Genomic DNA, 13834 nt, shown 5'->3' with positions numbered 1-13834 from the left:
AAAGGCCTCCTCACTATTGTACTGGATTGCCGGACGTGTCGGGGCCGCCATTCCCCTCCTCTCCCGGTCTTTCTTGTTCGCCTGGCAGCGCGTCTTCCACAGGTCTTGGGCCGACGCGCGGTGCGCGCAGGTAGATCGGTTGAAACGATCCCGACTGGTGCAGTTCGAGAACGCCTTCGCGGACCAGCTCAAGGCTTGCCGCGAAGCTCGATGCGAGCACGCTCGCGCGCATTCCGGGCTCGACGACGTATTGGATTAGGTAATCGTCGAGCCGCTGCCAATCGTAAGACTTCATGCCGGCGAGACGCTTCAGCGCCTCACGCGCGTCGGTCAGCGACCACACGTCGCGCGGCTTAAAACGCACCCGCGAGAGCGCGGTCTTACGCCGCTGCACAGAATACGCGGTCAGCAGATCGTAGAGCGTCGCCGAATATTCCGGCCGCTTGATGGCGTTGACGGGTTCCGGGTCGCCACGCTCGAAGGTGTCGCGGCCAAGCTGCGGGCGGCCCATGAGCGCGACGGCGGCGGCACGGATCGCTTCCAAGCGTTGCAGGCGGATCGCCAACGCAGCGGCCAATTCGGCGGCGCTCGGTTCGTCGCCGGGCGTATCCATCTGCGGGATCAGCAGTCGCGATTTGAGATAGGCCAGCCAGGCGGCCATCACGAGATAATCGGCGGCGAGTTCGAGATGCGCCTTGCGGGCTTCCTCGACGAATTTCAGATACTGCTCGGCAAGCGCCAGAACGGAAATCTTGGCGAGGTCGACCTTCTGCTGCCGCGCCAGCGCGAGCAACACGTCGAGCGGTCCCTCGAACCCTTCGACATCGACAATCAAAGAGGGCTCGGCTACCGCAGCAGGCTGCGCCTGCTCAAATTCTTCTGCCGTTAAGGCATTTTCAGCAGTCATGTTCACCTGACTGATTCGCCCTAACCGATCATAGCGGAAAAGCGCGCTCGCGCTTCCGCCACATCGATTGTCCCCGGGCCTTTGCGCGCGTCTAGCGCTAGTTCGGTACGGCGCAGCGCCTCGCCGGCGAGGATCGGCGCCGCACTCGCGACAGCGATCATCTCGGCCATGTCGCCATTGCAGTGGAGCGCGAGGTCGCAGCCGGCCGCCAGCGATGCGCGCGTGCGCTCGGCGAAATCGCCCGCCAGCGCCTTCATCGAGAGATCGTCCGTCATCAGAGCACCGGTGAAGCCGATCTCGCGCCGGATGACATCGTCGATGACAGTCTTCGACTGCGTCGCCGGAGCGTCCGGATCGATGTCCGTGAAGACGATATGGCCCGTCATGCCGAGCGGCAGATTGTTGAGGGGCTTGAACGCAGCGAAATCGGTTGCCGACAGCGTCGCGCGGTCCGCTTCGACGACCGGAAGTTTCTCATGACTATCGACGACGGCGCGACCGTGACCCGGCATATGCTTCACGACCGGCAACACACCGCCCTCCATCAAGCCCTCGGCGACGGCGCCCGCGATCGCCGCAACGGTCGCGGCATCCTCGCCGTAAGCGCGATTGCCGATCGCCTGCGTGGACCCGGCCTGCGGAACGTCGGCGACCGGCAGGCAGTCGACCGTGATCCCCAGCGCCGCCAAGTCTTCCGCGATGAGGCGCGCACCGAGACGTGCGGCAGTCAGCCCGGCGTTCGCGTCGAGGGCATGGAGTTTGCCGAAGAGCCCGCCGGCCGGATAGGCCGGCCAATGCGGCGGGCCCAGGCGCTGCACGCGGCCGCCTTCCTGGTCGATCAGGACCGGAGCGTCGTCGCGGCCGACGATTTGGCGAAAAGAGTCAACCAGCGCACGGACTTGGTCGGGAGTCTCGACGTTGCGCTTGAACAGGATCAGACCCCACGGGTCCGTATCACGCAAAAAGTCACGCTCTGACGGGGTCAGAGCGTGACTGATGCAACCGGTGATGAAAGCGCGCGGCATACCTGCCGGATTGCCCGCGCATCATGCGCGGGTCAAGGCGCTGTTACTTAATTCTTCTGGACAATGCACTGCCCACCGGCAGCCTTCAGGTTTGTGCACAGTTCTGTGGCCTGAGTGGCCGAAGCGAACGGGCCCAACTGAACGCGGTAGACGGTGCCCTTCTCGCCAAGGTCCGCCTTGCGAATCAGCGGCGACTTGCCGGCGAGAACCGACGGATACTTCGCCTGCAGCGATTTATACGACGACTTGGCATCGCCTTCCGACTTCTGCGACGAGATCTGGACGACGTGACCGCCGGTCGGCGACGGAGCAGCAACCGCTGCCGAGGACGGCGGCGTTGCGGCGACGACCGGAGCGATCGAAGCGGTTCGGACCGGAGCCGGCTTCGTCGTGTCCGAACGCGGGCCGGTCGACGGACCCGTCACGGGGCCGTTCGGCAGGATACGCTCGGTCTTGACCTTCTTCGGCTCGGCGGCCGGCGGCGGCGGCGTCATGCCGGTCGACTGTGCGGCGGGAGCTGCCGGAATGCTGCCGACGGTGCGCGGCGCGGCTTGCGTGCCGGCCTTGATGTCCATCGGGGTTTCTTCGCGCGTCATCATGCGCTCCGGCTGATTGCCGTTGCCCGCGCGATTGTAAGTCGTTGTCGAAACCGGCTCGCGCTGCTGCGGCGTGCCGGCGACCTTGTTCGGCTGATCGCTGGCCTTGATGACCGGCGGCGGACCCGAGATCGTCGGACCCATCGAGCGATAAGCGTAAGCGCCGGCGGCGCCGATCACGCAGAGACCGACGGCGGCAGCGACGAGTTGCAGGCCGCGCTTCTTCTTCGGCTCTTCCGGGATGTATTCCTGGTCGTAGCCGGTGTCGTAGGCCGGATCGTAATGCTGTTCGGCATAGTGCTCGTCGGCGTAATGCTGATCCGCATACTGCTGCGGCTGCACGGGCTGAGCTTGAGCGGTAGCCGGAGCGGCTGCGACCGGCGTCGCGGCGACTGGCGTCGCGTAGCGCGGTGCGACCGATTTCTGGACGGCCGACGATTGAGCTCCGGCGTCGTAGCTGCCGCGCAAATCATGCGTCGGTTGCTGGTAACGGGTTTGCGCCGGAGGCGGCGCATAAGCGGCCGGCTCGGGAGCGGCCTGCTGGGCGGCGGGCTGAGATGCCTGCCGCACGTTCGTGTAACCGTTGTTTTGTCCGATCAAGCGCGCCAGCTCTGCGAGCGGGTCCTTGTTACCGGAAGCCTGGTCTGCCGCGAAATCCTGCTGCAAACGTTGATTGCCCTGGGTGGCCATAACACACACTGCCTTCGGTTTAAGGATCTCCCGGCTAGCCTACCCGACACACGCGATACGCAGCGTGGACGGAACCGATCGATCACCGCATCTCCACCGGTGCCGCAACCCCGAGCAATGAAAGCCCAGATGCCAGCACGGTAGCGACCCCCTGCACGAGTGCAAGTCTCGCTATCGTTATTATTGGATCATCTAGGATAATGAAGCGTAAATGAGGCGCAGCATTTCCACGTGTATATTGGGCGTTGAACGCCGTCGCCAATTCGTAAAGGTAGAAGGCGACGCGGTGCGGCTCATGCGCCAAGGCCGCCGATTCGAGCACGCGCGGGTATTGGCCGAGCAGCTTGATGAGGCCGATTTCTCCCTCATCCTCAAGGCGATCGAAGGCGGCGCCGGCAAGAAACTTCCGCCGCGCTTCAGCGTCGGACGGCAGGTCTTTCGCGCCTTCGGAGGCGGCGTTGCGGAAAATCGACTGACAACGCGCGTGGCCGTACTGAACGTAAAAGACCGGGTTGTCGCGCGACTGCTCGATCACCTTGGCGAGGTCGAAGTCGAGAACCGCATCGTTTTTCCGGTACAGCATCATGAAGCGGACGGCGTCGCGGCCGACTTCGTCGAGCACTTCGCGCAGCGTCACGATGTCGCCGGAGCGCTTCGACATGCGAACGAGCTCGCCGTTGCGTAGCAGCCGGACCAGTTGGACGATCTTGACGTCCAGTGTCGCCTTACCACCCGTGATGGCGGCGACGGCGGCCTGCATGCGCTTGATGTAACCGAAGTGGTCGGCGCCCCAGACGTCGATAATCTCGGAGAAGCCGCGCTCGAACTTCGAGCGATGGTAGGCGATGTCGGCGGCGAAATAAGTGTGGGTGCCGTCCGACTTCGCGAGAGGACGGTCGACGTCGTCGCCATGCTGGGTCGAGCGGAACAGGAGCTGCTCGCGATCCTCGTAGTCGTCGACCGGCGCCCCCTTCGGCGGCGGCAGGCGGCCCATGTAGACTTTGTCGTCGCGGCGCAGCTCGTCGATCGTCGCGGCGATCTGGCCGCCGTTACCTTCCGCGAGCGTGCGCTCCGAGAAGAAGACGTCGTGCTTCACGCCCAGCGCCGCGAGATCGTCGCGGATCATGTCCATCATCATGGCGATGGATTTCGCGCGGACGATCGGCAGCCATTCGGCTTCCGGCTGGTTGCGGAGCTTGTCGCCGTATTCGGCCTTCAGCGCTTCGCCGACCGGCTTGAGATAATCGCCGGGGTAAAGCCCTTCCGGAATGTCGCCGATGGTCTCACCGAGCGCTTCGCGGTAGCGCAGGAACGCGGAACGCGCGAGCACGTCGACCTGCGCGCCGGCATCGTTGATGTAGTATTCGCGTGTCACGTCGTGACCGGTGACGTCGAGCAAGGTCGCAAGCGCATCGCCGAACACGGCGCCGCGGCAGTGACCGACATGCATCGGGCCGGTCGGGTTTGCCGAGACGTATTCGACGTTGACCTTGCGCCCTGCTCCGAGACCGCTGCGGCCGTAGCTTTCGCCGGCGTCGAGCGCGGCCTTCAATTCGTCGAGCCACAACGCACGATGCAGCGTGAGGTTGATGAAGCCAGGCCCGGCGATCTCGACCTTCTCGATCATCGGATCGGCGCGCAGACCTTCGGCGATTGCTTCGGCGAGATCGCGCGGCTTCTGCTTGGCTTCCTTCGCAAGCACCATCGCGGCGTTGGTCGCCATGTCGCCATGGGTCGCATCGCGCGGCGGTTCGACAAGAACGCGCGACAGATCAAGACCGGCCGGCAGACGCCCGCTATCGCTCAGGCCGCGCAAAACGGTCTGAACGGAGGCTAGAACGCGGGCAAACAGATGGGCGGCAGGCGCTGTCATTCATCAAACTCGGTGCTGGAATGCTGGCCGCTAACGCAAATCAGGTGTCGAGTCAAAAAAGCGCGCGTGCTCGGTTAATGCGAAATTGTCCGTCATTCCGGCGATAAAATCGCCGACGCGGCGCGCCGTTTTAGCCTCGGTCTCGAGGCCTTCGCGCCACTCTTCAGGCATTCGGCTAGGCTCTCGCGAGAGCAAAACGAACAGATCGCTGACGACCTGCGTGGCTTCGAGCATTACCTGCATGACGCGCTCGTGGCGATACATGCGTGGAAACAGAAAACCTTTGATCTCGCGGTCGGCCTCCTGCATCGCGGGCGAGAAGCCGACGAGAAGCTTCCCGACATCGCGTACAGCATGAGGTGTCGCCGGTGCGGTCTCGATCAGGCGCGCGTTGGATGCGCTGACAACGTCTTCGACCATGCGCGTGATGAGGCGGCGCACGAGCTCGTGTGCCTGGCGCGGCGGATCGAGATTGCCGTGACGCTGCGCGATCTCGGCGAGGATGTCGCCAAGCAACGGCACTGTTTTCAGGTCGTCGATAGTGAAGAGTTCGGCGCGCAAGCCGTCGTCGATGTCGTGCGCGTCGTAAGCGATATCGTCCGCTACCGCAGCGGCTTGTGCTTCGGCGGAGCCATAGGTGCCGAGCGGAATTGCGTATTGATCCGCAATCGTCGCCATCGGCGCCGGGATGCCGTGCGCATAGCGCTCGACCGGCGCGCCATCCGGCGACGTCAGCGGGCCGTTGTGCTTGAGCAGCCCCTCGATCGTCTCGTAAGTGAGGTTGAGGCCGTCGAAGGCCGCATAGCGACGCTCGAGCTCGGTGACGACGCGCAGCGACTGCGCATTGTGATCGAAGCCGCCGAAGGGCCGAAGCTGCTCGTCAAGGGCGCGCTCGCCGGCGTGGCCGAACGGCGGATGGCCGAGATCGTGCGCGAGCGCGAGCGCTTCGGCGAGATCTTCGTCGAGGCCAAGCGCGCGCGAGAGCGACCGTGCGATCTGGGTGACTTCGAGCGTGTGCGTGAGACGGGTCCGGTAGTGGTCGCCCTCGTGGACGACGAAAACCTGCGTCTTGTGCTTCAGGCGGCGGAAAGCAGCCGAATGGATAATGCGGTCACAATCGCGTCGGAAGACGTTGCGCGCCGGGCTTTCGGTTTCCGGATACCGTCGACCGCGGCTTTCGCGGGGGTGCAGTGCGTACGGCGCCCTCTCCCGCCCCGAATCCACCGCCATAGCTGCTATCCGCTCCGTTGACCCGATGCCGCGCCGCACCTAACTATCAGGCACGCGCCCTCGCAACTCGCGAATCTGCGGCGCGGGAGATGTTTACGATGACTTCAATACAAGTCTCTGAACGCGCTGCCACCCGGATCGGGCAAATCCTCAAGGGCGAGCCAGACGGCACGATGCTGCGCGTCAGCGTCGAAGGCGGCGGCTGCTCGGGCTTCCAGTACAAGTTCGACATGGAGCGCGAGAAAGCCGAGGACGACATCGTCATCGAGCGCAACGGCGCGGTCGTGCTGATCGACTCGGTGTCGTCGCAGTATCTCGCCAATTCCGAGATCGATTTCGTCGACGATCTGATCGGCTCGTCGTTCAAGATCATCAATCCGAACGCGACCGCTTCGTGCGGCTGCGGAACGAGCTTCTCGCTTTAAGTTTCTCCGATGAAAACGACAGTTCGCTGGACCGACGGCGTCAGCTTCGAGGCCGAGACCGGCTCAGGTCATCGCGTCACCATGGATGGCGCGCCCGAGATGGGCGGCCGCAATCTCGGCGGACGGCCGATAGAAATGCTGCTCGTCGGGCTCGGCGGCTGCACGGCATTCGACGTCGTGCATATTCTGAAGCGCGGGCGTCACGACGTGACGGGCTGCGAAGTCGCGATCGATGCGGAGCGCGCGCCGACGGAACCGAAGGTCTTCACGCATATCAAGCTGCATTTCACCGTGTCGGGACGCGGGCTGTCGGACGACGCCGTGAAGCGCGCCGTCGATCTTTCGCGCGACAAGTACTGCTCGGCGTCGATCATGTTCGCGCAAGTCGCGAAGATGGAGCATTCGTTCGAAGTGCGCGAAGGTTAGTTCGTTTTCATCCCGGTTTAGTTCGTTTTCATCCCAGTTTTTTTGGCGAACTCGGTGAAGCGCACGACTTCATCCTTGAGCCGCGCGTCGATCTCCTGCGGCGACATCGGGAGCGGTTCGACGCCGAGTTGCTTGAAGCGCTCCTGCACGGCCGGCGATTTCACCGCTTCGGCAATTTCCTTGGCAAGACGGTCGATGATCGGACGCGGCGTTTTCGCCGGGGCAAGCAAGCCGATCCAAGACGTGTAGTCGGAATCCGCATAGCCGAGTTCGAGCGTCGTCGGTACGTCCGGCAAGACCGACGAACGCTTCGGGCTCGACACAACGAGGCCGAGCAGTTTGCCTTCGCGAATGAACGGCAGCGCGGTCGAGATCGGGCAGAAGTAATAATCGACGCGGCCTGCGATCACTTCGGTGATCGCTTCGGAGCCGCCTTTGAACGGGATGTGCAGCGCTTTGTAACCCGCACTGTAGCGGAAGCGCTCGGCGCTCAAGTGCACGGCGGAGCCGACGCCGACGGTCGCGAAGCTGAATGCCTCAGGCTTCGCTTTCGCCGCGGCGACGAAGTCCTGCACCTTCTTGAAGCCCTTGTCGGGTGAAATGATCATCACGCTCGGCGACGAACCCATCAGTCCGACGCCAGCGAAATCACCCGCCGCATCGTAGAGCAAGCTGTGCAGCGCCGGCGCGATCGTGTGCGCGGATGACGTTGCGAGCAGCGTGTAGCCGTCCGGATCCGCGCGCGCGACCTGCGTCGCGCCGATGGTGCCGCCTGCCCCGCCGCGATTTTCGACGACGATAGGCTGGCCGATCTGCTTCGATACTTGTTCGAGCACGATGCGCGGAATGAGATCCGTCGCGCTTCCGGCGCCGAACGGAATGATCACGCGGATCGGCTTGTCCGGATAGTTCTGGGCATTTGCCGTCGTTGCAGCGAAAGCGAGCGCGGCAAGACCGAGAAGAAGCTGACGTCGCATCGCACACCTCTTGCGGGGGCTTCGGATTCGGCAGCAAGCAGCCAAACCCATCCATCGCTCATAAGCAAGCGTCGCGCCACATCGGCGGCCGTGCAGAAAGCTCTACTCGGCTGCGACGGCGCGCGGCGCTTCCGCGGTTTCGGCTTCTTCGTGCTGCGGCTCGAGATGACGCTTGAGCATCCGATCGACGCGGTCGAGGTACAGATAGACCACCGGCGTGATGTAGAGCGTCAGCAATTGCGACACCAACAGGCCGCCGACAACCGCGATACCAAGCGGTTGACGCAATTCAGCGCCAGCGCCGGCACCGAGTGCGATAGGCAGCGCGCCGAAGATAGCGGCAAATGTCGTCATCATGATCGGGCGGAAGCGCAGCAGACACGCTTCGCGGATCGCGGGCTCAGGTCCAATGCCGACACTTCTTCGTTCGATCGCGAAGTCGACCATCATGATCGCGTTTTTCTTCACGATGCCGACGAGCATCACGATGCCGATCATCGCGATGACCGAGAGATCCATCTTGAACAGCATCAGCGTGAGCACGGCACCGATACCGGCCGAGGGCAAGCCCGACAAAATCGTGATCGGGTGGATGAAGCTCTCGTACAGAATGCCAAGGATCACGTAAGCGGCAAAGATCGCCGCGAGGACGAGCACGATCTGCCCCTTCTTCGCGTCGTCGAACACCTGCGCGGTGCCTTGGAAACCTGCCACGATGGTAAGCGGCAAATTCGCATTGCGCGCGATCTGCTCGATCGCGTCGTTCGCCTCGCCGAGCGAGAAACCGGGCGCGAGGTTGTACGAGATCGTCACCGACGGCTGCTGGCCTTGATGATTGACCGAGAGCGGACCAACCGACGGACGCAACGTCGCGATGGTGTCGAGCGGGATCGAACGACCATCCTGCGTCTTCAGGAAGAGACGCGAGAGCGACGAGGGATCCGACTGATACTTCGGATCCGTTTCCATGATGATGCGGTAGTCGTTGGTCGGCGTGTAGATCGTACCGATCTGGCGCGTGCCGTAGGCGTTGAACAGCGCCTGGCGCACTGCATCGATGGTGATGCCGTAGACACCCGCCTTCTCACGATCGACGTCGACCGTCATTTGCGGGTTCTTGATGTAGAGATCGATATCGACGTCGCGTACCGACGGCAGCTTCGCGATCTCCTCGCGCAGCTTCGGCGCAAGGGCATACAGCGCCTCGGAGTCGCTGGACTGCAGCGTGTATTGATACTCGCCCTTCGAGATGCGGCCGCCGACGTTGATGTTCTGGACCGGGCGGAACACCGTGCCGATACCCGTGACGGCAGCAACGTTGCGGTTGAGCCGCCGGATCACCGTCGTGATGTCCTCGCGTTCTTTCTTCGGCTTCAGCGCAATGAACATACGGCCGAGATTGCCGGTGTTGTTCGGTCCGCCGGCGCCGACCGTCGAGTTGAAATAAGCGACAGCAGGATCGGCTCCGACGATGTCGGCGACCTGCTTCTGGCGCACCGTCATTGCGTCGAAAGACGTATCGGTCGCAGCTTCGGTTGAAGCGATAATGAAGCCGATGTCTTCGCGCGGGAAGAATCCCTTTGGGATCACCATGTAGAGATAGACGGTGAGACCGAGCGTCACGAAGGTGATCAGCAGCGTCACGATCTTGAAGCGCAACGCAACGTCCAGCGTCCATTCGTAGGCTTTGAGCATGCCGGCGAAGCCGGCCTCGAAAGCGCGCAGGATGACGTTCGGCTTCTTGTGATCGTCCTCGTCGTGCGCCTTGAGAAGACGCGCGCAGAGCATTGGCGTCAACGTCAGCGAGACGAAGCCCGAGATAATGATCGCCATCGAAATTGTGACGGCGAATTCGCGGAAGATGCGGCCGACGATGCCGCCCATCAGCAGCACCGGAATGAACACGGCGATCAGCGAGAAGGTAATGGAGACGATCGTAAAGCCGATTTCCTTGGCGCCCTTGAGCGCCGCTTCGAACGGACGCATGCCGCCTTCGACGTGACGCACGATGTTTTCGAGCATGACGATGGCGTCGTCGACGACGAAGCCGACCGACAGCGTCAGCGCAAGCAGCGTCATGTTGTTGATCGAGAAACCGAACGCATACATCGCCGCGCAAGTCGCAACGAGCGAGATCGGCACTGCCAGTGTCGGTATCAGCGTCGCGGTGAATTTACGCAGGAAGAGGAAGATGACCATCACGACGAGCGCTATGGCGATGAGGAGCGTCTCCTGCACGTCCCACACGGCGTCGCGGATCGACTGAGAGCGATCCATCATGACGTCCATCTGGATGGACGGCGGAAGCTGTGCGCGGAACGCCGGTAGCCGCTTTTTGATCAGATCGACGACTTCGACCGTATTGGCGTCCGGCTGGCGTTGGATCGCCAGCATGATGGCGCGCTTGTCATTGAACCAGGTCGCGATCTTGTTCTCTTCGACGCTGTCGTAGACGTTGGCGACTTCGGCGAGTTTGATCGGCACACCGTTGCGCCAGGCGACAACGACATTTCGGTAGTCCGCGGCCTTTTCGAGCTGGCCTGTCGCAGTAATCGTCGTGTTCTGCCGTGGCCCCTGAATGGTGCCGACGGGCGCACTTGAGTTGGCGCGGGACACAGCGGTTCGAATGTCGTCGAGTGTCAGGTTGCGGGCAGCCGCGGCTTCGGAGTCGACCTGAATACGGACCGCGAATTTCTGCGCGCCGTAAATCAACACCTGCGCGACGCCGCTAATCTGCGAAATCTGCTGGCCAAGCGTGATGTCGGCGTATTCGTTGACCTTCGATAACGGGAGCGTGTCGGAGGCGAGCGAAATGAACAAAACAGGCGCGTCACCCGGATTCACTTTCCGGAAGCTCGGCGGGATCGTCATTTCGATCGGTAGTCGCCGTTGCGCGACGGATAGCGCGCTCTGTACGTCGAGCGCCGCGCCGTCGATGTCGCGGCCGAGATCGAACTGGATCGTGATGCGCGCGATGCCGAGTGAGGACGACGACGTCATCGACGAAATGCCGGCGATGACCGACAGTTGCCGCTCGATCGGCGACGCCACGGACGCCGCCATCGTTTCCGGACTGGCGCCCGGCAGCGTCGCGGTGATTTCGATGGTTGGGAAGTCAACGCGGGGCAGCGCCGCAACGGCGAGCAGTCTGTAACCGAAAATACCGAAGACAATCAGCGAAGCCGTGATGAGCGTCGTCATCACGGGACGTCGGATGCACATCTCCGATAAGTTCATGCTGGTCTAAGTCCCTGCGCGGCGTTGACGCGGCTGTACCTTGGTTCCGTTGGCGAGCTGGAGCTGCCCGTCGATCACGACGGTCTCGCCACCATTCAGGCCTTCATAGATGACCGACTTGCCGTCGACCGTGCGCCCAACCTTGACGGGCTGAGACACCGACGCGCCATCCTTCACGACGAAGACGAACGACCCGGCTTGGCTGACTTGCACCGCCTGCGACGGCACGGTCACGCCGGGCTCGTCGCGCACCGAGAGCGTCACGTTGACGAGGGTGCCGGGCCATAGCGACTCGGACTCGTTGTTCATGCGGGCGCGGATGTTGATCATGCCGGTGGTCGGATCGACCGTGTTGTCGATCATCGCGAGCTGGCCGATCACCGGCTCACGCTCGCCCGGGATCGCGGCTTCGATCGTGCCGGCCTTCGCGATCATCGCCTGGCGCACGTCCGGCAGCGCGCGCTGCGGCACGCCGAAGACGACGTAGACCGGCTTGATCTGGTTGATGGTGGCGAGCGGCGTCAGGTCCGCCTGACGCACGAAGTTGCCGACCTTCACGTTGGCGGCGCTCATGCGGCCGTTGATGGTCGCGCGGATCTCCGTATAGCTCTTTTGCACGCGGAGATTTTCGATCGTTGCCTCGTCGGACTTGATCGTCCCGCGCAGCACGCCGGCTTGCGTCTGCGCGTTTTCGAGGCTCACCTTGGTGCCCGCGTTACTCGCCAGAAGTTGTGTGTAGCGCTTGATGTCGCGCTCGGCTTGTTCGAGCGATGCCTTATCGCGCGTCAGCACGCCTTCGGCTTGAGCGATCTGCGCATCGATAGCGCGGCTATCGAGCGTGAAGAGGAGATCGCCCTCTTTCACCGAGGAGCCGTCCGTGAAGTGGACGCCGACGATTTCGGTATCGACACGCGGTTTGATCGCGACGCTGGCAAACGGCATCACGGTGCCGAGCGCGTCATACTGCACCGGAACCTGCTCTTTCAGAGCGACAGCGGTTTCGACGGGGACGACTCGTTGTTGAGGTGCCTGCGGCGCCTGCGCAACCGCGTTGCCCGGCCACCAGAGCTCTCGCTTCTGCACGCCGACCGTTACGGCGGCGAGCACGGCTACGCCACCTATGATCCATTTCAGTCTAGCCATTGAGTGCCGGTTCTCGGCTCCTTCTTATCCCCTTGGAGTTCTCCTGAGGGGTAATGCGCGGGGTTCCCATCCGCCGTCTGACCTAGCACAGTCAAATTACTCCTAGCAGAATTCAAAGCAGTTTGCATGTTAAACGACGTTAATGCTTAGCGGGCTTGCGGCAACGGCCCCGGCCCTTAAAGTCAGCCCGAATCCCCAAGCAAAAACCGGACCTTTCGATGCGGATCGCGACCTGGAACGTTAACTCGATCAAGCAGCGGCTTGATCATCTCGTCACATGGTTGCGGGAGACCCAGCCGGACATCGTCTGCTTGCAGGAGACGAAGTGCCAGGACGAGGCCTTTCCACGCCTGGAAATCGAGGCGGCGGGCTACAATGTCGCCTTCCACGGACAGAAGACGTTCAATGGCGTGGCGGTGCTGTCCCGCTACCCGTTCGACCAGGTCACAATGGGTTTACCGGGCGACGACACGGACGATCACGCGCGCTTCCTCGAAGCGGTGGTCTCGACCAGCGAAGGCGTCATCCGAGTCGCGTCGATTTATCTGCCGAATGGCAATCCGGCCGGGACCGAAAAGTATCCGTACAAGTTGCGCTGGATGGAACGACTCGCGTCATACGCGGCGGAGCGGCTGACGCTCGAGGAGCCGCTCGTGCTCGCGGGTGACTACAACGTGATCCCTGATGCGCGGGATGCGGCCAATCCCGAGGCTTGGGTCGATGACGCGCTGTTCCTACCGGACACGCGCGAGCGTTTCCGGGCGTTGATCGACCTCGGGCTCACGGAGGCCGTGCGTGCGACGACCGACGAGGCCGGGCTCTACAGCTTCTGGGATTATCAGGCCGGCGCCTGGCAGAAGAACAAGGGCATCCGCATCGACCACCTGCTGCTCTCGCCGCAGGCCGCCGATCGTCTAACCGCGACTGGCATCGATAAGCACATGCGCGGCCGCGAGAAGCCGTCGGATCACGTGCCGGTGTGGGCGGAACTGGCGATCGCGGCGAGGTAGAGACATGACGAAGAGCGACTACGATATATGGTTTGCCGCCAAAGTTGCGGAAGCGCTTGCGGACGATAGGCCCCCTATTCCGCATCACATCGTGATGGAAGAGGTCCAGCGGCTGATTGACAGAAAGCGCGAGGAAAAGCGCGCTGAGAAAAATCCGTCATAGCGAGGAGCGACAGGTCTGCGCAGCCGGCCTAACCTTGTCTCGAACCACGATGGCCGAGGTGCAGCCGCGATGTAAGCGGGCGGTCGTCCTTCGAGACGCTCGTGCCGGCTTCGCCGGCCTGCGCTCCTCAGG

12 protein-coding genes are annotated in these 13834 nt (G+C 62.9%); 4 read left to right on the top strand and 8 right to left on the bottom strand.

What is annotated here, in order from left to right; translation table 11 throughout:
• Positions 1 to 13: 13 nt before the first annotated feature.
• From GJW30_RS14365 to GJW30_RS14345, 5 genes are all read right to left on the bottom strand, one after another.
• Positions 14 to 907, bottom strand: coding sequence for a segregation and condensation protein A (locus GJW30_RS14365; RefSeq protein ID WP_096358843.1), 894 nt, complete (start codon positions 905 to 907; stop codon positions 14 to 16).
• Positions 908 to 927: 20 nt separating this feature from the next.
• On the bottom strand, positions 928 to 1932 hold the full coding sequence (gene nagZ / locus GJW30_RS14360; protein WP_096356465.1) for a beta-N-acetylhexosaminidase: 1005 nt from the start codon (positions 1930 to 1932) through the stop codon (positions 928 to 930).
• A 47-nt stretch (positions 1933 to 1979) separates the two neighbouring features.
• The gene (locus GJW30_RS14355; protein ID WP_096356463.1) at positions 1980 to 3218 is read right to left on the bottom strand and encodes an SPOR domain-containing protein; all 1239 of its coding nucleotides are present in this window, start codon (positions 3216 to 3218) and stop codon (positions 1980 to 1982) included.
• Positions 3219 to 3300: 82 nt separating this feature from the next.
• Entirely contained in the window at positions 3301 to 5091 is a 1791-nt protein-coding gene (gene argS / locus GJW30_RS14350; protein ID WP_096356461.1) for an arginine--tRNA ligase, read from the bottom strand.
• A gap of 30 nt (positions 5092 to 5121) precedes the next feature.
• Positions 5122 to 6321: a deoxyguanosinetriphosphate triphosphohydrolase gene (locus GJW30_RS14345; RefSeq protein ID WP_096356459.1), complete on the bottom strand. Its 1200-nt coding sequence runs from the start codon at positions 6319 to 6321 to the stop codon at positions 5122 to 5124.
• A gap of 98 nt (positions 6322 to 6419) precedes the next feature.
• Between GJW30_RS14345 and erpA the strand changes: the two genes are divergently transcribed.
• Positions 6420 to 6746 (top strand): iron-sulfur cluster insertion protein ErpA, encoded by a 327-nt coding sequence (gene erpA, locus GJW30_RS14340; RefSeq protein ID WP_096358842.1) that lies wholly within the window; start codon positions 6420 to 6422, stop codon positions 6744 to 6746.
• Between the two features lie 9 nt (positions 6747 to 6755).
• Positions 6756 to 7172, top strand: a complete 417-nt coding sequence (locus GJW30_RS14335) for an OsmC family protein (protein ID WP_096356457.1) — start codon at positions 6756 to 6758, stop codon at positions 7170 to 7172.
• A gap of 17 nt (positions 7173 to 7189) precedes the next feature.
• Here the strand turns inward: GJW30_RS14335 and GJW30_RS14330 are convergent, their stop codons facing one another.
• From GJW30_RS14330 to GJW30_RS14320, 3 genes are all read right to left on the bottom strand, one after another.
• The gene (locus GJW30_RS14330) at positions 7190 to 8149 is read right to left on the bottom strand and encodes a tripartite tricarboxylate transporter substrate binding protein (RefSeq protein ID WP_096356455.1); all 960 of its coding nucleotides are present in this window, start codon (positions 8147 to 8149) and stop codon (positions 7190 to 7192) included.
• Between the two features lie 102 nt (positions 8150 to 8251).
• Positions 8252 to 11386, bottom strand: coding sequence for an efflux RND transporter permease subunit (locus tag GJW30_RS14325; RefSeq protein ID WP_096356453.1), 3135 nt, complete (start codon positions 11384 to 11386; stop codon positions 8252 to 8254).
• A gap of 6 nt (positions 11387 to 11392) precedes the next feature.
• The gene (locus tag GJW30_RS14320; protein WP_096356451.1) at positions 11393 to 12529 is read right to left on the bottom strand and encodes an efflux RND transporter periplasmic adaptor subunit; all 1137 of its coding nucleotides are present in this window, start codon (positions 12527 to 12529) and stop codon (positions 11393 to 11395) included.
• 218 nt (positions 12530 to 12747) lie between these two features.
• Between GJW30_RS14320 and xth the strand changes: the two genes are divergently transcribed.
• Both xth and GJW30_RS22715 read left to right on the top strand, forming a co-directional pair.
• Positions 12748 to 13539 carry an exodeoxyribonuclease III gene (xth, locus tag GJW30_RS14315; protein ID WP_096356449.1) on the top strand — a complete coding sequence of 264 codons (792 nt, stop codon included), beginning with the start codon at positions 12748 to 12750 and terminating at the stop codon, positions 13537 to 13539.
• 4 nt (positions 13540 to 13543) lie between these two features.
• Complete coding sequence (locus GJW30_RS22715; RefSeq protein WP_157746760.1) at positions 13544 to 13702, top strand: antitoxin PaaA2 family protein; 159 nt, start codon at positions 13544 to 13546, stop codon at positions 13700 to 13702.
• Positions 13703 to 13834: the final 132 nt, after the last annotated feature.

It is taken from the genome of Variibacter gotjawalensis, assembly GCF_002355335.1.
In the GTDB taxonomy this organism is placed as follows: Bacteria; Pseudomonadota; Alphaproteobacteria; order Rhizobiales; family Xanthobacteraceae; genus Variibacter; species Variibacter gotjawalensis.
This window is presented reverse-complemented; position numbering and strand designations above follow the sequence as displayed.